Source organism: Mycobacterium sp. 1423905.2, from assembly GCF_001673155.1.
GTDB lineage: Bacteria > Actinomycetota > Actinomycetes > Mycobacteriales > Mycobacteriaceae > Mycobacterium.
In genome coordinates this window covers 1-18,640 of record NZ_LZLE01000202.1, presented here as the reverse complement: position 1 = coordinate 18,640, position 18,640 = coordinate 1, and the positions used below count along the sequence as shown (strand labels likewise).

At 68.2% G+C, this 18,640-nt stretch carries 16 protein-coding genes and 1 pseudogene; 7 read left to right on the top strand and 10 right to left on the bottom strand.

Annotated features, from left to right (window positions below):
• Positions 1-18: 18 nt before the first annotated feature.
• Positions 19-705 carry a DUF3060 domain-containing protein gene (locus A9W95_RS11765; protein WP_067412420.1) on the top strand — a complete coding sequence of 229 codons (687 nt, stop codon included), beginning with the start codon at positions 19-21 and terminating at the stop codon, positions 703-705.
• Positions 706-715: 10 nt separating this feature from the next.
• Here A9W95_RS11765 and A9W95_RS11760 read toward each other — a convergent pair whose 3' ends face one another.
• From A9W95_RS11760 to A9W95_RS11745, 4 genes are all read right to left on the bottom strand, one after another.
• Positions 716-3,883, bottom strand: a complete 3,168-nt coding sequence (locus tag A9W95_RS11760) for an adenylate/guanylate cyclase domain-containing protein (protein ID WP_082983038.1) — start codon at positions 3,881-3,883, stop codon at positions 716-718.
• A 29-nt stretch (positions 3,884-3,912) separates the two neighbouring features.
• On the bottom strand, positions 3,913-4,311 hold the full coding sequence (locus tag A9W95_RS11755) for a hypothetical protein (RefSeq protein WP_067412536.1): 399 nt from the start codon (positions 4,309-4,311) through the stop codon (positions 3,913-3,915).
• Positions 4,312-4,378: 67 nt separating this feature from the next.
• Positions 4,379-5,749 (bottom strand): hypothetical protein, encoded by a 1,371-nt coding sequence (locus A9W95_RS11750; protein ID WP_067412417.1) that lies wholly within the window; start codon positions 5,747-5,749, stop codon positions 4,379-4,381.
• A gap of 71 nt (positions 5,750-5,820) precedes the next feature.
• Positions 5,821-7,737 carry an Hsp70 family protein gene (locus tag A9W95_RS11745; protein ID WP_067412414.1) on the bottom strand — a complete coding sequence of 639 codons (1,917 nt, stop codon included), beginning with the start codon at positions 7,735-7,737 and terminating at the stop codon, positions 5,821-5,823.
• A 202-nt stretch (positions 7,738-7,939) separates the two neighbouring features.
• Here A9W95_RS11745 and A9W95_RS11740 point away from each other — a divergent pair, with 202 nt between their 5' ends.
• A complete protein-coding gene (locus tag A9W95_RS11740) occupies positions 7,940-8,407 on the top strand; it encodes a nuclear transport factor 2 family protein (RefSeq protein ID WP_371328059.1) in 468 nt (155 codons plus the stop codon).
• 6 nt (positions 8,408-8,413) lie between these two features.
• On the opposite strand, the gene A9W95_RS11735 is transcribed toward A9W95_RS11740, so the two are convergent.
• Together A9W95_RS11735 and A9W95_RS11730 are read right to left on the bottom strand one after the other, a co-directional pair.
• Positions 8,414-9,070, bottom strand: coding sequence for a L,D-transpeptidase (locus tag A9W95_RS11735; RefSeq protein WP_067412409.1), 657 nt, complete (start codon positions 9,068-9,070; stop codon positions 8,414-8,416).
• Positions 9,071-9,128: 58 nt separating this feature from the next.
• Positions 9,129-9,782 (bottom strand): phosphatase PAP2 family protein, encoded by a 654-nt coding sequence (locus A9W95_RS11730; protein ID WP_067412406.1) that lies wholly within the window; start codon positions 9,780-9,782, stop codon positions 9,129-9,131.
• Positions 9,783-9,839: 57 nt separating this feature from the next.
• Here A9W95_RS11730 and A9W95_RS11725 point away from each other — a divergent pair, with 57 nt between their 5' ends.
• The 3 genes from A9W95_RS11725 to A9W95_RS11715 are packed head-to-tail and all read left to right on the top strand — an operon-like array spanning position 9,840 to position 12,389.
• Complete coding sequence (locus tag A9W95_RS11725; protein WP_067412403.1) at positions 9,840-10,322, top strand: hypothetical protein; 483 nt, start codon at positions 9,840-9,842, stop codon at positions 10,320-10,322.
• On the top strand, positions 10,322-10,987 hold the full coding sequence (gene bluB / locus A9W95_RS11720) for a 5,6-dimethylbenzimidazole synthase (protein ID WP_067412534.1): 666 nt from the start codon (positions 10,322-10,324) through the stop codon (positions 10,985-10,987). The genes A9W95_RS11725 and bluB overlap by 1 nt, the downstream gene beginning before the upstream one ends.
• A complete protein-coding gene (locus tag A9W95_RS11715) occupies positions 10,977-12,389 on the top strand; it encodes a sulfatase (RefSeq protein ID WP_067412401.1) in 1,413 nt (470 codons plus the stop codon). Before bluB ends, A9W95_RS11715 begins: the two co-directional genes overlap by 11 nt.
• Here A9W95_RS11715 and A9W95_RS11710 read toward each other — a convergent pair.
• Positions 12,377-13,156 carry a trans-aconitate 2-methyltransferase gene (locus A9W95_RS11710; RefSeq protein WP_067412398.1) on the bottom strand — a complete coding sequence of 260 codons (780 nt, stop codon included), beginning with the start codon at positions 13,154-13,156 and terminating at the stop codon, positions 12,377-12,379. The genes A9W95_RS11715 and A9W95_RS11710 overlap by 13 nt on opposite strands.
• A gap of 108 nt (positions 13,157-13,264) precedes the next feature.
• On the opposite strand from A9W95_RS11710, the gene A9W95_RS11705 reads away from it, so the two are divergent.
• Complete coding sequence (locus A9W95_RS11705; RefSeq protein WP_067412395.1) at positions 13,265-14,479, top strand: S9 family peptidase; 1,215 nt, start codon at positions 13,265-13,267, stop codon at positions 14,477-14,479.
• Here A9W95_RS11705 and eccE read toward each other — a convergent pair.
• The 3 genes from eccE to eccD are packed head-to-tail and all read right to left on the bottom strand — an operon-like array spanning position 14,466 to position 18,246.
• The gene (gene eccE, locus A9W95_RS11700; RefSeq protein ID WP_067412392.1) at positions 14,466-15,452 is read right to left on the bottom strand and encodes a type VII secretion protein EccE; all 987 of its coding nucleotides are present in this window, start codon (positions 15,450-15,452) and stop codon (positions 14,466-14,468) included. The two genes, A9W95_RS11705 and eccE, sit on opposite strands and share 14 nt — an antisense overlap.
• Complete coding sequence (gene mycP, locus A9W95_RS11695; RefSeq protein ID WP_067412389.1) at positions 15,449-16,840, bottom strand: type VII secretion-associated serine protease mycosin; 1,392 nt, start codon at positions 16,838-16,840, stop codon at positions 15,449-15,451. The genes eccE and mycP overlap by 4 nt, the downstream gene beginning before the upstream one ends.
• The gene (gene eccD / locus A9W95_RS11690) at positions 16,837-18,246 is read right to left on the bottom strand and encodes a type VII secretion integral membrane protein EccD (protein WP_067412386.1); all 1,410 of its coding nucleotides are present in this window, start codon (positions 18,244-18,246) and stop codon (positions 16,837-16,839) included. Before eccD ends, mycP begins: the two co-directional genes overlap by 4 nt.
• Positions 18,247-18,424: 178 nt before the next feature.
• Here eccD and A9W95_RS11685 point away from each other — a divergent pair.
• Positions 18,425-18,640, top strand: a pseudogene (locus A9W95_RS11685) (ESX secretion-associated protein EspG); the annotation flags it as partial.

Below are 18,640 nucleotides of genomic sequence, written 5' to 3'. Positions count from 1 at the left end.
GTATGGGAGCATCTGTTCATGAATCCCGAGGATGACCCGGAAGCTCGCATTCGGCAGCTGGAACAGCCGCTGGCCGACGCGGCGCACGCGTCGGAGATGGGTGGTCTGGGCGGCTATCGACCCCCGCCGGGGGCGGTTCCTCCGCCGCCGGGCCCGGTGCCGCCCCCACTGGGACAGACGTCTGGGCCCTCGTACGGCTACGGCAGCCCATACCCGGCGGCGACACCGCGGTCCTCCTCGGGCTCCCGAGTGTTCTGGATTCTGGCTGCGCTCTTCATCATTGGCGTTCTGGTTGGGGTTGGGGCCATCGCCCTGTATGCCTCGCGACAGTTGCACCGTGCCGACATCGTCGTCACTCCCCCAAGCGAGAGCACCTCGGCGCTCAACAGCCCACCGGGCAGTGCCGAGCCCAGCCAGACCACCTCACCCACCGCGGCGCCCGGTGCCAGCGTGACCGTCAGCGGGATGAACGAGAACCGGACGCTGGCCTGCAACGACAACGTGGTGACCATCAGTGGGATGTCGAATACCGTTGTGATCAGCGGTCATTGCGCCAAAGTCGCTGTGACGGGTATGAACAACTCCGTCACGGTCGACGCCGCCGACACCATCTCGGCGTCCGGCCTGAACAACAAGATCACTTACCACTCCGGTTCACCGAAGATCAACAAGTCGGGTAATAACAACGTCGTCGAGCAAGGCTGACATTCGCGCGTCACGCCATCGAATCGGCCTGCGCGCACGCCCCTTGGAATTCGGCCGCGAGCGCCGCGGCCCGGAAGCGTTGCAGGGATTCGGCGTAACCGGCATCGTCGCCACGCGCCCGGCACAGCAGCGCCTGCAGCCGCAGCACCGGCAATTCGTGCAGCACGAACCCCGGCTCGGTGGGCACGGCCGCCAGCCGGTCGACCGCCCGCTGCGCGCGCTCGAGGTCACCCTCGGCTCCTCGGGCCAGCAGCGCCTCGACGAACACCGTCATGGCAGGGCCGCGGAAGATCATCTCCCCGGTCTCGAATTGGTCGTCGAGAACCCTTGCGCCCAAGGCGATGGCACCATTGAGATCCCCGACCCTGGCGCGCTCCCGAGCCACTTCGATGTCACACATGCGCTGCAACGTCACGATCAGCTTCTGATCGACGAAGATCTGCCGGGCCTGTTGCAGGAAGCCGAAACCGGCTTCCCGGTCACCGCCGCTGTGGATGAGCGTGGTGGCGCGGTTGAGCAGCGCGTAGGCCAGCCCGACGTTGTTGCCGGACCTTTGTGCGGCTGCGAGCGACTCCGCAGCCTCGGCGACATCGCGCTCGTCGGGCAGCACGGCGCAGTTCTGCACCGCGGCAGCGTATTTGTACAGGTGCACGAACGGCGGCGCGGCCGGATGCACCGACAACGCCATGGCGATGCCCGCTTCCAAGTCCTCGCGCCACCCCGGCTGCCCCAGGAACATGCGGGAGGCGCCCTTGACGGTCAACGCCCAGGCCAGCGGGGAGTCGATGATGAAATCGCCCATGGTCGGGTCGCCGCCGGCGGTATCGATGATGTGTTGGGTCAACCGCAGACTTTCGCTGGCTTCACCGGCCTCCCATTTGGCTTGTGCCGCAGCGTAAAGCAGCCCGACCGTCATCGCCGGGTCACCGATCGAGTCGACGAGTGTGGCGAACTCCGACGCTTTCTGCGCCGCCTTGCGGTGTTGAGAGTTGAACGCCAGGGTGGTCAGATAGCCGGCCATGCCCAACGCCAGCGACCTCTTGTCACCGGCGGCCGTGGTCAGGTCGCGCAACTCCTCGAAGCCGGTGTCCGCCGGTGTGCCGCCGACCTGGAACGCGCTGCCACACAACAGTGCTCGCGGAGCGATGCGCATGGCGAGCCGGTCCGGCTCGTCGTCGGGCAGCTGGTCGGCCACCCGCAGCGCTTGTTGCCAGCTGTCCCGAGCGGCCTGGATGTCGCGCGCGCCGTACCAGGTCGCCGCCTGCATGTGCCAGTCGAATGCGTCGCGCAGTTCACCGGCCGCGGCGTACTGGGTGGCTACGATGGCCGCCTCCGGACCGGTGAAATGGCCGCGGGTGCGCTGCATCACGGCCGCGACCCGCCGATGCAGGTCGGAGCGTCCGGACTTCAGCTGTGATTCGTAGGCCACCGCTTGGATCAGCGGATGGCAGAAGGCGTAGGTGGCGTGTGGGGTGAAGCCGACCTGCTCGACGAGCTCCGCCTCCACCAGTGGGGCGATATCGATTGTCTCCAAGAGTGATTCGAGGAGATGTACATCGAACCGGGCGCCTATCACCGCTGCCGCGTTGAGGGTGCGTTTGGCCGTGGCGCTCAGGCGGTCGATGCGGGCACCGATGATGGCTTGCAAGCTGGCCGGCACGTGGATGTCGCGCACTTCACGCGGGCAGCGGTATTCGCCCGGAGCGCCCTGCAGTTCGCCGCGCTCCACCAGGTCCCGCACGATCTCCTCGGCGGCGAAGGGGATGCCGGCAGCTCGTTCGGTGATCACTGTCGTCAGATTGCGAACGGAAGGATCCGCGCCCAGCAGTTCGGTGAGCAACTCGGTGACGTGCGAATCGCTCAGCGGCGCAAGAGTGAAATGTTGTGCGCCGGGCAATTTCGACAGAACACCCGAATACTCGGGTCGATGGATGATGAGCAGCGTCGCCCGCATCCGGGGAACCGCCGCCGCGAAGTCGACGAGCAATGACTCACTGACGCAGTCGATCCACTGCACATCCTCGATGATGTAGAGGGCGGGCTGCGGACGGGCCAGCGCGACGGTGTTGACCAGCGTCATGAGGTGGCGGCGGCGGGCATCGGGACTGATGTCGGGCAGCGGCTCGTTGGTGTCGCGGATGCCGAGCACGTCGTCGAGGGAGGCCAGGTGCTCGGCACTGGCTTGCAGCATCTTGCCGTGCACGCGCGTGCGCGCCTGCTCGGCCGTCAGGTCGCCGACGGCGAAGGCGGAGCGCAGCAGCCGCGACAGGACGTGGAACGGGATGTCACGGGTGTGGGACTCGCAGTAGGTGACGAAAACGTCGAAGCCGAGGCTGGTCGCTCGGGCGATCGACTCCCGCGCCAGCCGGGTCTTACCGACGCCGGGAGGACCGGCGACCGTGATGATGGTTCCACTGCCGTCGACGGCTTGGCGGAGCAACTCGGCGATCGCATCGGTCTCGCGCTGGCGCCCGACGAGTCGGGATTCGTGGCGCGGTTTGCGCCGGCACTCCTGGTCGACGGCCAGCAGCCGGCGCGCCGGGACACCGGCGTCCGAGCCCTTGATGCGGACCGTCTCGGGCTCACTGAGCAGCGCGCGGGGCTCCACCAGCCGGGCCGTCGACTCACTGAGCATCACACCACCCGCCGGTGCCACCGACTCCATCCGCTGGGCCATCCCGACCTGGGCACCGACCGCGGTGTAGCCCAGGTGGGTGGCGCCGACTTCACCGGCGATGACCTGCCCGGAATTCAGACCGATCCGCAGGCGCAGATCGATCCCGTCGCGGCGCCCCACTTCAACGGCCAGCTCCTGAGCCACCTGCTGAATGTCCAGCGCCGCCAGACAGGCGCGAAAAGCGTGATCTTCCAACGTGATCGGCGCTCCGAACAACGCCATGATGCCGTCGCCGGTGAATTTGTCGACGGTGCCGCCGTAGCGCTGTACGACGGCCGCCGACCGGTCGACCAGCTGGGTCATCACCTCGCGCAGCCGCTCCGGCCCCAGCATCGCGGCGATGTCCATCGATCGCACCACGTCGGCGAACAGCACCGTCACCTGTTTGTATTCGGCCGGGTCGACGACGACCGTCAGGGGCGATCCGCAGGCATCACAGAACCGCGCACCCTTGCGCGGTTCAGCGCCGCAGGAACGACATACCGACGACGTTGCGGCCACAATCAACAGAGGATAGGCCGCTGGCGCCGTTATGTGGGCTCGTCGGACGTTTCACCGGGCGGATCGTCCAAGACGCTGACCGCGATCCCGTAGGGCAGGAAGCGAACCTTGCGCTTGGGGTCGGTGTTGTTCTTGTTCGCCCGCAACGCATCGAGTTCGGTCGCATACACCTGTTCGACTCGCGCGCTGCCGTCGTCGTCGACGGTGAAGATGGCCCACACACCGTCACCGGTCTCGCCGGTGGTCTCCGGTTCGGGCCGGGCGCGCCGGCCCGGATCGTCGAACAAGAACGACCACCCGCCGCGACCGCCGGGCGCGCCGACGAACCTGCTGACTCGTTCGAAGACGTCGCGCAGGCTTTCGCTGCCTTCCCTGATCACTCGATCGAATTCGTCGGGATCGAATCCGAACGGACCGTTCTCACCCACACCGGCCTCCTTGCCGTTGCCAACCGTTACTGCACAGTGTGCGCTCTGGTCGGCCGGGTTCGCCACGCTACGGCTCTGGCGGCGCGGGGGGCGGCGGCGGATTGATCGGAATCGGCACGCTGACGAAGGGCAGGTGTAGGTACATCGTCATGACCGGTGACGGCGGCGGCGCCACCGTCGGTGGGGGTGGTGCCGGCGGTGCGGCCGGTGGTGCGGTGGCCGCCGGCGGGGCCTGCTGAACCGGAGCCGGTGCCGGCGCCTGGCGGGTCGGCGCGCGGCGTGGTTGAGGTGCCGGGGGCGCCATGTTGACCACCGTCTGCGGCGCTGGCTGGGTAACCGTTTGCGGCGGGGGCGGCTGGATGGGCGGCGGTGCCGGGGGTGCGGCCGCCTCAGCAACGGGAGGAGCAACTGGGGGAGCAACTGGGCTGGGCGCTGCGGGGCTGGGACTGGCCGGCGGCAGCTGGACGCTTTCATGCTGGCTGGGGTGCGTAGCGGCGGGCCGGACATCGGAGGCCAGCGACACCACCAGGGCGCCGGCCACGACCGCTGCGATGCCGCCCATGGCGCCCGCCGCCAGCGCCAACGGCCGGCGCCGCGCCGGTTCCGGCTGGTAGAGGTCGGTGTCGTCGTCGACGGCGCTGTAGGCGAGCGCACCGGGTTGGGCGGTGGCACAGACGTCGAGGTAGGTGCTGAGCCCGCGGGTACTGACCTCGCCGGTGCCGGGGTCGAGTGCATAGGCCAACGCGGCGGTGGAGGCCGCGAACAGCGGCGCGTTGGCCGATGCCAGCGCCGCACCTCGGGCCAGGGCCAGGTGCGGCTCCTCTGGCACGGACACCACCAGCGATGTGGCGGCCTCCAGCGCGGGCTTGACGCCCATGATGTCGACTCCGCAACCGACCAGAAGAACACCTTTGGCGCGCGACCCGGGTGCATCCAGCCCGGCCACCATGGTCGCCAGTTCGGCGGCCAGCGCGCTCGGCGCGGCGCCCACCGACCGGCGGTGCAGGTCGACGATGGACCCGTCGGCGGTGTCGACGACGGCCAGGGTCGCACCACCGGACTCCACGAGCACCAGCGCGATGTGGTCGTATGCCAGCGCCGCTCCGACTGTCTGCGCCAACGCGGCCGCCGCCAGCAGCGGGGAGACCAGCATGACATTGCCGACCTCTTGCTGGGCCAGTTGCTCGCGCAACGGCGCCAGCTGGTCGGGTCGGGTCCAGGTCACCCCGACGGAGGTCAGCTGGTAGCCACCTTCGCTGGCCCCTTCCCGGGTGCCGACGATGGCGGCAAGCACCGCACCGGCCGCACCGGAGGCCCCCGCATCCCGCGCCACCTCGAAATTCTCTTCTTCGACAGTGACCCCGTCGGCGTTTTGCCCCTCGATCAACACCAGCCGGACCGCCGTGGCCTCCATGGAGACGCCAAGCACGATGTCCATAACCCCTCCAGCGCATCGCTTGCTGGAGTTTTAACGCGATTTTCGGCTCGTCGCAAGGCGGCCGAACGGCCCTACTGAACCCCGGGGTAGTAGTACGGATTCTGCGGCACCGGAGCCGGCATGACCGGGGCCGCAGGTGGCGGCGCGGGGGCCTGAGTAGCCGGCACCGGAACCGGAATGGGCACCGGAACCAGCGGCAGGTGCAACCACTGGGTAGTCATCTGGACCGTCGAGGTGGTGGTCGGCGGGGGCTCGGTGGTCGTCGGCTCGGTGGTCGTCGGTTCGGTGGTCGTCGGCGCTGTGGTGGTGGCCCGAACCGGCGGCGGGGTCGTGGTTGCCACCGGCGGCCTGGTGGTCGTGCGCGGCGGCGGAGGCGGCGATGGTGGTGGAGGTGGTGGTGGTGGCGTCTCTACCGAGGGCGGTGGCGCGACACTGGGCGCGGGCACTTCGGTCGGGGGCGGCGGGACCGGGCTGGGTGGCGCCGGGCTGGGCAGCAGGGCACTGGGCGCGACCGGACTGGGCGGTATGGAGCTGGGCGGCGCGGGTAGCGGCGCCACCGTGGGAACGGTAGGAGTATGCGGGGCCTGTTGCCGTTCTAGGGAAGTCAGTGTGATGGCCACCCCGCCAATGGCGGTGACCGCCACCACGGCGCAGGCCCCGATCAGCAGCTGCGACAACCGGAACCGCCGCCAGGGTGGGTCCTTGGGCGGCTCGATCAAGTTCAGCCGCATCGAGAAGCAGGGGCCCTCTTCGCTGAAGGCGTCGCCCACGAACGGCGCCGGAGGTGCGACCGGGAATTCGGTTTGCGACCAGGCCAATTCGCGGTCGGTGAGGGCGTCCTGGTCGATGACCATGACGTCACCGGCGGGCACGTCGAGGATGTCGGCGCGCGGAGCGCCCGCGGCCGCCACGGCCAGGCCGATGGAGGTTCGAGTGCGGAAGCTCAGCTCGCGTCCGCGGCCGGCGAGCACCAGTGCGCCCGCCGCGGCCGCGCAGGCGGGCTGCGCCACAGTCAGGACCGGTCGGCGGGTGTGCACCGAAAGCCGCTCGGTGACAAGGGGAATGTTGGCACCGCCACCGACGGTGACCACGGCCGCGAGGTCACCGAAGGACGCGTTGTTGCGTGCCAGCATGTCGTCGAACGCGTAGATGAAACCGGTCAACCGGTCCTGGATGAGGTCCTGCAACTGGTCGCGGCTGAGCTGCAATGTGCGGTTGCGCCCGGGCAAGTCGACCGCCAGCTCGGTAACGGCGTCGGTCGACAGCCGCTCTTTGGCTTCTCGGCAGTTCTCCTTGAGTTGAGCCAGGCGTCCCAGCGCGGTGGTGCTGGCCGAGTCGAGGTCGCCGCCGTGTCCGATCTCCTCGAACACATGCTGCAGCAGGGCCTGGTCGATCTCCTCGCCGGAGAAATCCCGGTACCGGACGGTGGCGCTGATGGGTTCGAAGTCGGTCTTGTGCGCCAACAGGGTGACCGAGGTGCCGGTACCACCGAAATCGAGGAGCCCGATGATGCCGTCCTGCGGCAGGGTCAACTCCGCGTGGGCTGCGGTCACCGCCGTCACCGAGTCCGGCACCAATCGAGGCGCCATGCCGCTGCGTACGAAGCCGACGTGCGTGCGCAGCCCGTTACGAAGCGCCTGAATCGTCGCGGGCTTCCAGTGCGCCGGAATCCCGATGACGATTTCCGAGCAACTCGCGTCGGCGCCGACCGACACCACCATCGCGTCCAGCGCTTCGACCATCAGCAGGTCGGGGTCGTGCGCGGATCCGTCGGGTGACACCAGCGCCACCGAGTCACCGATGCGCTCGACGAAGCCGCTCATCAACATGCCGGACTGAGTCGAGTCCGAATCCTGCGGATACACACCGACTTTCGGCGCGCAATGCGGGTAAAGCGTCAGCACCGCGCGACGTATAACCGGAGCTCGTCCGTTACCTGCCGCGACCAGGTTGGTGGACCCGATCGACAACCCCAGCGGGTCGTACATAGTGCGATTACCTTCGTCGAAATCGGTCAAAGGCCAGCGTCAACCATAGCCGCGACAGTCCCGAATCCGATTCGGCAGCAATGTTATTGGTATCGCCTCGATGCCGTGTCGTCACCGAAAAGGTACCTATGCCGACTTGACAAGTGGCGGCGATTCCGGGATCGGCTGATCGAGTCGACACGGGGTGTGTTGCAATGACGGGATGAGCCTTGTCGAGGATGTTGAAGCGATCAAACGGGTCAAGTACCGCTACCTGCGCGCTCTGGATACCAAGCACTGGGACGACTTCGCCGAGACGTTGACCGAGGATGTCCGCGGCGACTACGGACCCTCGCTGGGCAACGAACTGCACTTCACCAATCGGACCGACCTGGTCGACTACATGCGCAACTCGCTGGGCCCGGGGATCATCACCGAGCATCGAGTCACCCACCCGGAGATCACCGTCACCGGTGACACTGCGACGGGCAATTGGTACCTGCAGGACCGGGTGATCGCCGCGGAGTTCGATTTCATGCTGATCGGCGCGGCGTTCTATCGCGACGAATACCGGCGCACCGATGAGGGCTGGAAGATCAGCGGCACCGGCTACGACCGAACCTATGACGCCACCATGTCGTTGCAGGGGCTGAACTTCAAGCTGAAACCCGGCCGCGCCGTAGCCCTGTAGCCGGCGTTACTTCGCGATCGCGATGACCGCGCCGGGGCGCAACCAGCGGATGATCTGCACCAATTGGGCGTCGTCGATCGCCACGCAGCCCGCGGTGGGACCACCGTCGGTGGTGTGAAAGAAGAACGCCGAACCGCCGCCCGGGGTCTTGTTCTTGTTGACTCCCATCACCACCGAGTGCTTGTACTGCGGGATCTGCAGATTCTCGCTCTCGGCGGTGTCGAACGGGCATTGCGCCTTCTGGCATACCTGCATGCTGTTGAAGGTCGGGCTGTGGTCGTCGCCGCTCCACCAATGATTGGGCCCCACTTGGGTGTACGGCAGCCCACCGCCAGGATTGGGGGCGGTGCCGAATGCGGAGTCCAGGCTGTACACGCCCATCGGGGTGGCGGGGTAGCCGCTCTTGGCTTGCGGTGCCATACCCGCGGATCCGACGTGGGTGGTGATGCCGGTCTTGAGCGGCTGCCAGCCCGCGGCGGTGCGCTGATAAATGTCCATCTTGGCGTTCGAGCCGCCGGTGCTGACCACCGAAACCACTTGTGTGGCATTGCCAACCGAGTTCGCGAACCACGGACTGCCGGCCGCCATCGTCACCGGCGCGAGCGCCACGGTCGCACCGGCGATGCAGACCGCAGCACACAGTAGAGCTACCAGTCGGCGCATTAATTCATCGTCAAAGCCGTTGCCCGTGAGGTCAAGTAAAGCTTGAGACCCGATTAGGTCACTGCGCCGTGACCAAGGCACGCCGGGTCGCAGCCGGCCGAAAGATCCACAGACACAACATGAAATAGACGTAACCCAGCGCCCAGCCGGCGACCACGTCGGAAGGGTGATGCACGTTCAACGCCACCCGGGCGATGCCGACCAGCACCGCGGCCAGGCCGGACACCGCGATCACGGCGCCGCGCAGCCGCGGGCCTTTCATCAGGGGCAGCGCAAAAGTCAGCAGTGCCAGCAGGCTGGCCGTCGCCTCGAGGGCATGTCCGGAAGGGAACGACGTGGAGGACGCGTAGACCAGCGCGGTGGCCGGTCGCGGCCGGCCGGCCAGTCCCTTGGCCGCCGTCGTGACGAATCCGTTGAGCGGCGCACAGGCCAACAGCAACAACCCGATTCGCACCTGGCGCTTCACCAGCGCGAACAACGCGGCGGCCAAACCCAGCAGCCGCAATGGGATTGGGCCGAACACGAAGGAGACCACCGACCAGAATTGCACCCACCCCGGGTGTTTGATCCCGACGTCGTGCGCCGGCGTCAGTAACGACCAGTCGACGGTGTGCAGCCAGCCCCAGTTCTGGCGGTGCCCGACCCACAGCGCGGCATAGCCGGCCAGGGCGGCCACCACGCAGAGCACCGCCACCTTTTGCGGTCGTGTCATCGCTCCACCGTTACCAGCATCGGTGCGCGCAGCACCAAATCACTACATACTGGCCTCATGGCGGTGATTCTTCGGAGGTTAATCGGCCTGGGCAAATTGCCCGCGGATCTGCGCGACCAGGTCGAGGCGGAAGGACTGATCTACCTCGCCGAGCATGTGGCGGTCACCAGGCGGTTCAGCGGCGCCATTCCCGGGCTGCGCTCGCAGGGCAGCATCGCCAGTTACGTCGGCTGCTTGGCGTTCAGCTCCCAGCGCGTGCTGGCGACGCTGTCGGTGGTGCCCAAGCTGGCCGGTCGTGCCGTCGACGTTCGGTGGGACCAGGCACAGACCGGGGCGGCCCGCGCGGAGATCTCGGCGACCGGTCTGCAGCTCGAACTCGACATCGCCGAGGTGGACGAGCGGTTCCACGGTCATCTGTCGATGCACTTCAAGGCCACGCTGCCCGAGGAGGTACTCGCGCGCCTGCCGCGCCGGTCGCTGGCCTTCGACGTGCCGCCGGAGTACGTCTTCCGGGCGGTGGGCGTCACCTATAGTCCGTGATCGTGGGTCACGCGTTCACTGCCCAAGAGCGGCAGGCCGTCTATCGCGTGATCTCGCAGCGCCGAGACATGCGCCGCTTCGTCCCCGGCGGCGTCGTCTCCGAGGAGGTGCTGACGCGTTTGCTGCGCGCGGCACACGCCGCACCCAGCGTCGGCCTGATGCAGCCGTGGCGGTTCATCCGCATCACCGATGAGCAGCTTCGCCTGCGTATTCACGCACTGGTCGACGAAGAACGCGCGCTGACCGCCCAAGCCCTGGGTCCCCGCGGCGACGAATTCCTGGCCTTGAAGGTCGAGGGAATCCGGGAATGCGCCGAGCTTCTGGTGGTGGCGCTGGGCGACGACCGCGACCGGCACGTCTTCGGGCGACGCACGCTGCCTCAGATGGACCTGGCGTCGGTGTCGTGCGCCATCCAGAACCTGTGGCTGGCGGCCCGCTCCGAGGGGCTCGGCATGGGGTGGGTGTCGCTGTTCGACCCTGGGCGGTTGGCGGCCCTGCTGCAGATGCCCCCCACCGCCGAACCGGTGGCCATCCTGTGTATCGGCCCGGTGCCCGACTTTCCGGACCGACCGGCATTGGAACTGGACGGCTGGGCGTTCGGGCGGCCCCTGACGGAGTTCGTCTCGGAGAATCAATGGGGAAAGGTAACCGACTTTGACGGCTGAGACGGCGGCGCACACCCCCGCCAACGTGCTGATCGTGCACTGGCACGATCTCGGGCGGTACCTGGGCGCCTACGGTCACGCTGACGTCGACAGCCCCCGACTGGACCAGCTTGCTGCCGAGGGGATCTTGTTCACCCGGGCTCACGCCACCGCGCCGCTGTGTTCTCCATCGCGAGGTTCGCTGTTCACCGGCCGCTACCCGCAGAGCAACGGGCTGCTGGGCTTGGCCCACCACGGCTGGGAATATCGCAGCGGAGTCCGCACCCTGCCGCAGATACTGTCCGACTTCGGTTGGCACTCCGCGCTTTTCGGCATGCAGCACGAGACGTCCTACCCCAAGCGGCTGGGCTTCAACGAGTTCGACGTGTCCAACTCCTACTGCGAGTACGTGGTGGACAAGGTGCGGAATTGGTTGCGGCACAGCGACGTCGCCCGCGGTCGCCGACCGTTCCTGCTCACCGCCGGATTCTTCGAGACCCACCGCCCCTACCCGCACGACCGGTACGAACCGGCCGACAGCGCGGCGGTGGACCTGCCCGACTACCTGCCCGATACGCCCGAGGTGCGGCAAGACCTCGCCGACTTCTACGGTTCGATCGCCACCGCGGACGCAGCCGTCGGCGAAATACTGGACACTCTGACCGAGACGGGGCTGGCCGATAACACCTGGGTGGTGTTCTTCACCGATCACGGCCCGGCGTTCCCCCGTGCGAAATCCACGCTGTACGACGCCGGAACCGGTATCGCCATGATCATGCGGCCGCCCACCGGCCGGTCGCTGGCCCCCCGCGTCTACGACCAACTGTTCAGCGGCGTCGACCTGGTTCCCACGCTGCTGGGCTTACTCGGGGTGCACCTGCCGGCCGACATCGACGGTGTGTCCCACGCCCAGGCCTTGTTGACGCCGGAGTATCCCGGCGGGCCGGTGCGCCACCACGTGTACTCCGCCAAGACCTACCACGACTCCTTCGACCCGATCCGGGCAATTCGCACAACGGAATTCAGCTACATCGAAAACTATGTCCCCCGCCCGATGTTGGACTTGCCGTGGGATATCGAGGCCAGCCCGTCCGGAGTGGCCGTCGCCCCGTTCGTCAAGACGCCGCGGCCGCAACGCGAACTGTACGACCTACAAGCCGATCCCACCGAAACCAACAACCTGCTCGCCGGTGAGACCACCCAACAGGCCAATGCGATCGCCGCGGATCTGGCCGATCAGCTCTACGACTGGCGGCAACGCACCGGCGACGTCATACCGTCAGACTTCGCCGGAACCCGGATTGCCGAGCGCTATACCGAGACCTATTTGCGGATTCACCGCACCGCACCGACCAGCAGGTCGGCGATTGCCGTCGACCGCGGCATCGAGGAAGAGGCCGCGCCGCCGAGTCAGGATCGGTGACCGCCGCCTACCTCGGCCACGATGAACACCCGCCGGAACGGGAAGATCGTCGTCCCGTCCGGCCGGGGCGGGTAGGCGTCGTCGAGCAGCGGGATGAGCTCGCTGCGGAACCGTTCCCAGCCCTCGTCGTCGAGCCGGTCCCGCACCGGCACCAGCGCGGTGCCGGTGATCCATTCCAGCACCGGGTGCGCACCGGTCAGCTGGTGGAGATAGGTGGTCTCCCAGACATCGACGCGGCAGCCGGCGTCCATCAGCAGATCGGCATAGTGGGTCGGCGGATGAACCACCGCCCCGACGCGAAACGGTATGTCGCGCATGATCTTTGCGTACGGTTCCCGACGGGCCAGGGCGCGCACCGCGGCATGCGACGGGGTGTCGAAGTTTCCGGGCAGCTGAGCTCCGATCCAGGATCCGGCCGGCAGCTGGCTGACCCAGCGCAGCAGCAGGTCGGCGTGTTCGGGAACCCAGTGCAGCGCGGCGTTGCTGACCACCACGTCGGTGTCGGGTTGCGGCTTCCAGTCCCGCAAGTCTCCGGTGGTCGCCTCGATACCGCGTTCCCGCGCGGCCGCGACCATCTCCGGTGAGCTGTCCAGCGCCTCGATCACCGCGCCGGGCCACCGACGCGCCAGGTATTTGGTCAAGTGGCCCGGTCCGCAGCCCAGGTCGACCACCCGCCGCGCGCGCTCTGCGCCTACCCGTGACACCAGGTCGTAGAACGGACGGCTGCGATGGTCTGCGAAAGCCAGGTAGACGTCGGGATCCCACATGTCGGTCCTCCTGATCTACACCTCGCCCGGCGGGTGCTAACTCAACCGTATTACCGGACCCGTCCGTACACCCACCCAACGCCTATTCCCGGCGCTACCATCACCGAGATGTCCGAGACTTCCGGGCGGTCGCCGCAATCGGATCCGATCACACTGCCCGTGCCGCTCCCCGAGGTGCCCGGTGCCGATGCCGGCGCTGAGGGTCTACCTCCGCTCGAGGCGCTGTCACCGAGGCAGCGCCTGGTGGTCGAGTCGTCGTCGCTCAGCGACATCGCGTTGCGCACCGCGGTCGCCTCGATACTGTCGGTCACAGTGGCCCCGGCGGTGCTGGCCGGTTCACTGCGGCGCGCTGACGGCGGGGACGAGCGCAGCGATCTGCAGTTCTACGCCGAACTCGCCGCGCACGGCGATGCCCAGCAGTCGTTCCCGGCGCCGACGGCGCTACCCGAGGTCGTGTCGCGGCGGGCCAGCCCGCTGGCCGAACGGGTGGCCGGTGGCACCGTCGACAACATCTTCTTCACCAGCAGCTTCCGGGCGATCAATCCCGCGTTGCGCCGACGCTGGAGCGGCTTTCGCGCCAACACCACTGTGCGAGCGCAGCATTGGCGTCACGCCGACGGTCCCCGGCCGACGCTGTGCGTGATCCATGGCTTCATGGGCTCGTCCTACCTAGTCAACGGACGCTTCTTCGCGTTGCCGTGGTACTACCGGTCCGGGTACGACGTGCTGTTGTATACGTTGCCGTTTCACGGCAAGCGAGCCGGAAGGTTCGCGCCGTTCAGCGGATTCGGCTATTTCGCCGCCGGGTTGAGTGGCTTCGCCGAGGCGATGGCCCAGGCGGTGCACGACTTTCGATCTGTCGTCGATTACTTGTGCCACAGTGGCGTGCAGCGCATCGCGCTGACCGGCATCTCGTTGGGCGGCTACACCTCAGCGCTGATCGCCGCGGTAGAGCCGCGGCTGCAAGCGGTGATCGCCAACTGCCCCGTCGTCACGCCGACGACGATGTTCGACGAGTGGTTTCCGGCCAACAAGCTGATCAAGCTGGGGCTGCGGTTGTCCGGTATCAGCCGGGAGGAGATGGTCGCGGGGTTGTCTTATCACAGCCCGCTGAACTACCGACCGCTGCTACCGAGGGACCGCCGGATGATCATCACCGGACTCGGTGACCGGATGGCACCCCCCGAACAGGCGACTCTGCTCTGGGAGCATTGGGATCGCTGCGCGCTGCATTGGTTTCCGGGCAACCACGTCTTGCACGTGAGTCAGCTGGACTACCTGCGGCGCATGACCCCGTTCCTGCAGCGCGTCATGTTCGACTAGCGGCTTCGGTCAGCGGCGCCCGGTGCGAGCCCGCTGACGGCGTCGGCCAGTCCAGGCCGGTCAACACATCGGCGGGCACTGCCGTGTGGCCGTCGAGTCGTTGGGTGGCCAGCGGGGTCAACGCCCGCAGGGCCGGTAGCTGGTTCCCGCGTTGCGGAGTCACTCCGGTCAGCGCCAGGGCACCGCCGGGCGTGTCGGTGCGAAAGGCGCAGGCCGCCGCGAGCGTGTATTGGCCTGCCGACCGCGCCGCTGCAGCGATCTCCAGCGCCGTCCAGGTTTGGTTCGCCTTGTGCTCGCGGATGGCGGCCAACCGCTCGGGCAGTGCGTCGTCTATTGAAACGCGATATGCGGCAAGGTAATTCGAGTCGCCCTGGCGGACCACTGACCAGCTTTCGTGCGCGCCGGGCGCCAGTAATGCGGGCACCTCGTCGGGCGGAACCGGGTTGGCATCCCAGCCTAATTCGCGCAGATGGTCGGCCAGCCGCCGGGCGGCCACCTGCGCGGTCTCCTGCAGCGGAATGCGCGGCGAACGGGCCTGCAACGCGGCCAGGTTGTCCGCGGCGTCGACGGTCAGCCCGACCCAGGTCTGGACGGCTCCAGAACCCGTGTGACGGTTGGTGATTCGGATCGTGTCGGCGCGGACGCCGTAGCAGTTCAGGTAGCGGGCGAGCAGCGGCAGCGGCAGCACGTCGGTTCCCGAGGGGGGCGCACCGATACGTACCACTGCGGTGATGCGGGTGTCGGCCGCCGGCGCCGATCGACGCCCGCCCATGATCGCCAGCCGGCGACGCAGCAGAGTCGTCCAGTGCAGACCCTTCCACCAACCGAACAACACGACCACGACGGCCACGGCGATGCCGACCAACCAATAGTCCCGCGTGGTGTGCCACGGATAAGCGAGCACCGCCGGCACGACGGCAAGCAACGCCAGGGTGATGCGCCCGGTGCCGGGCGCAGCGATCGATCGGCTCACGGGGTGGGCTCCTTTCGTCGACGGGTGATCGCCACCGCGGCGGCGACCGCCGTCACCAGCAACGCCAGCGCGCCGACACCGGCGAAGGCGACGTTGCGCGGCGTGGGGTCCTTGGGTGCCGGCGGGGGCGGCGCGGCGACCGGCCTGGTGGCCGGTGCACCGGGTTGGCTGCCGGCGGACAGTTGCCAGGTGAGCGCGGCCACTGGGTCGACGGCGCCGACGCCGACGACGTTGGAGGGGTCGCGGGCACCGTTGTGCGCCGTTGCCGTGATGCGGCGTACCACGTCGGTCGCTGACATCGCGGGGTACTTGCTGCGCACCAGGGCCGCGACACCGGAGACATAACCGGCGGCATAGCTGGTGCCGCTGAGCGCGACGAGTTGCTGATGTTCGTCGGGCAGGCCGTTGGCCAGGCCACCGCCGTCGGCGTTGCTGACCGAGGCGATGTTTTCCCCCGGCGCGGCGATGCCTACCCACGGCCCGGCCATGGTGAAGGCGGACGGTCGCCCTTCGGGGTTCAGCGACGCCACGGACAGCACGTAGGGCTGCCACCACGACGGGATGGACACCGAGGTGACTCCGGCCCAATTGCGCGGATCGTCGGGGCGACTCAGGTCGGTGAGCGGGTTCGAGTCGCACGACGTTCCGCCGGCGACCGATCCGGTGGGTCCGCTGTTGCCGGCGGCGGCGACGATCACCACGTCCTTGTCCACTGCGGCGTAGCGGATGGCCGCGCCTAGCGCCGCCTGGTCCACCGGCCGGTCAGCGGGCAGGCAGGTGATGGCGGAAATGTTGATGACCCGGGCGCCGAGGTCGGCGGCGTGCACGATCGCACGGCCCAGCGCCGCAATGTCCAGCGACGCCCGCGCCACCGTCGGGTCGCCACCGGCCAAGCGCGGCGAGAACTTGGCCGATGTCACCCGAATCGACAACAGTCGGGCCGCGGGGGCGACACCGGAGAAGCCGTCGTCACCTGGTTGGCCGGCGATCACTCCGGCGACCAGGGTGCCGTGCCCGTCGCAGTCACTGAGGCCGTCGGTCGATTCCACGAAGTCACCACCGGCGTCGACGTTGGGCAGGCGCGGGCCGGGTCGCACACCGGTGTCGATGATTGCGACCAGTTGGCCGTCACCGCGGGAGAACTGCCATGCCGAAGGCAGACTCAGCATCGTCTGACTGGGCGTCGGCACCCCGGGGTCGGTGCCCGGAATGATCCCCGAGACGCTGCACGGGCCGCGCTGCTCCATCGGCTGCACCGGTCCGGGGCTGCCGCTCGGCGGCGGCACCCCCGGGTCCACTTCCGGTTTGGTGACGGCCAACGCGGCGGGTGCAGTCCACACCACGACGGCCAAAGCCGCAGTGAGGCAGGCTAAGCCACGCTGAATCATCGATTGAGAACCCAGGCGAACAGACCGACCAGATAGGCCATCACGGGAATCAAGGACGCGTCCAGGCCGGCGGCCACGAAGCCCAGCAGCCGGCGCAGCGGCAGCGAGTAGCTGTCCGGTGCGGCGATGTTCGGGTTCAGCGCGACCACGACCCAAGCCAGCGCGAGCACGGTCAGCACCAGCACCGCCCCGAAAGCGGCGACGTAGTGCCCGGTGACGGTGTAGATCACCAGCAAGATCGCGGCCACCAGGAACGGCTGCGCCAGCAACCACGCCTTGCAGGTGGCCGAATCCCATACCCGGGCCCGCAGTGTCGCGGTGGCCGCCGTCGCCGCCACCACGTACCAGCCGATCACGCTGAGCACGTCCGGGCGCCAGGCGATAGCCACCGAGCCGAGCACGCTGAGCAACACGGCGGCCGCGATGAACCCGTTCTGGTGGGCGTCGCTGACCCGGACCCGCCGCGGCAGGTCTTCCAGCACCCGCAGCGAGGGAGCCGACGGAGTGGGGTCCCCGGGCGCCGGAATGTTGGGCAACGGGAATCGCGCCCACAGCGCCGAGAGCTGTGCCGCCTGGATGGTGACCAGCAGCGCCGCCACGATCAACCCGCAGCCGATGCTCAACAGCGACAGCCGCCAGAGCAATTCGGCACCGGCGGCCAGCGCCACTGCGGCGCCGACGACCGCGACCGCGGTGAAGAATGCGACGACGCGCTCGCGTTCAGCCGTCGGGACGATCAGCGCGATCACCGCCCAGGCGGTGACACCCGCGGCGGCCAGCAGCACCTGCGCCGCCCCGAACCGGCCGGGTACCGCCAGCGCCAGGGCACCGGCGATGGGCACCAGCGCGGCGATGGTCAGCGCATGGCCGGCCCGCGGCGAGCGGGCGGCCACCAGCAAGCCGGCCACGGCGATGACCACCGCGATCGCGCTGACCGCGAGCAGTCCGGCCAGCGCACCGGTGGCGACCCGGTGACTGACCGCCAACCCGGACGCGACCAGCGCGACGGCGATCACCGCGGCCAGCGCGCCGCGCCGAATGTCGCGGGCACCCCATGGCTTTTGCCGGGAGGCGGAGAAGATCATCGCCGCGTCGGCGATGTCTTCGACGATGCCCGGCGCCGCCGGTCCGCTGGGCACCGGCTGCAAAGCGAGCAGATCACCGTCGACCACGCCCACGGTGTCCAGGCTGGCGTCCAAACTGAACGGCGCGCCACCGATGGGTGCCAGGCTCAGCTGGACCGCGGAGATCTCCGCGTCGCCGTCGGCTGTGGTTGGGGCGGCCAACCGCTCGACGGCGGGCAGGATTTCGCGCAGCGGCAACTCCGCGGGCAGGGCCATCTCCGTCAACCTGCTGTCCGCGAGGATGGCGACGCGGACTATTGGCATGACGGTTCCCGACGTCATCGGATCCTCGATTTCGGGTGGGACCCTTGCTGGTGCATCGTGCTCTCTTCTCTATCTCGTTGCTACTTGTGAGGGTTCGGCGCAGAAGTCTCGGGATAGCCGGTGTTCGGGGAACCATTGCCCGTCCGGCAGATTCGCGATCAGCTGTTCGACCGCGACGGCGGTCGCAAACGGCGTACCGGGGGCGAACGTCGAAATCGTGGCCGGCTGCAACCGCGACGGTCGGCACACCACCACCGAGGTCGGCGTCAGCCTCGTCGACACCACCGCGGGCCGGGTCTTGGTAAGCCCGTCCAAAGCCTTTGACGGCGAATGGGTTTCGACGTTCGCCCCCGGTACGCCGTTTGCGACCGCCGTCGCGGTCGAACAGCTGATCGCGAATCTGCCGGACGGG

What these genes read in the sequence shown, in the direction of transcription:
- A9W95_RS11765 (WP_067412420.1), top strand. Translation starts at nt 19, where the DNA reads ATGAATCCCGAGGATGACCCGGAAGCTCGCATTCGGCAGCTGGAACAG.
- A9W95_RS11750 (WP_067412417.1), bottom strand. Translation starts at nt 5,749, where the DNA reads ATGGACATCGTGCTTGGCGTCTCCATGGAGGCCACGGCGGTCCGGCTG.
- A9W95_RS11740 (WP_371328059.1), top strand. Translation starts at nt 7,940, where the DNA reads ATGAGCCTTGTCGAGGATGTTGAAGCGATCAAACGGGTCAAGTACCGC.
- eccD (WP_067412386.1), bottom strand. Translation starts at nt 18,246, where the DNA reads ATGACGTCGGGAACCGTCATGCCAATAGTCCGCGTCGCCATCCTCGCG.
- A9W95_RS11725 (WP_067412403.1), top strand. Translation starts at nt 9,840, where the DNA reads ATGGCGGTGATTCTTCGGAGGTTAATCGGCCTGGGCAAATTGCCCGCG.
- A9W95_RS11710 (WP_067412398.1), bottom strand. Translation starts at nt 13,156, where the DNA reads ATGTGGGATCCCGACGTCTACCTGGCTTTCGCAGACCATCGCAGCCGT.
- mycP (WP_067412389.1), bottom strand. Translation starts at nt 16,840, where the DNA reads ATGATTCAGCGTGGCTTAGCCTGCCTCACTGCGGCTTTGGCCGTCGTG.
- A9W95_RS11745 (WP_067412414.1), bottom strand. Translation starts at nt 7,737, where the DNA reads ATGTACGACCCGCTGGGGTTGTCGATCGGGTCCACCAACCTGGTCGCG.
- A9W95_RS11735 (WP_067412409.1), bottom strand. Translation starts at nt 9,070, where the DNA reads ATGCGCCGACTGGTAGCTCTACTGTGTGCTGCGGTCTGCATCGCCGGT.
- A9W95_RS11730 (WP_067412406.1), bottom strand. Translation starts at nt 9,782, where the DNA reads ATGACACGACCGCAAAAGGTGGCGGTGCTCTGCGTGGTGGCCGCCCTG.
- A9W95_RS11705 (WP_067412395.1), top strand. Translation starts at nt 13,265, where the DNA reads ATGTCCGAGACTTCCGGGCGGTCGCCGCAATCGGATCCGATCACACTG.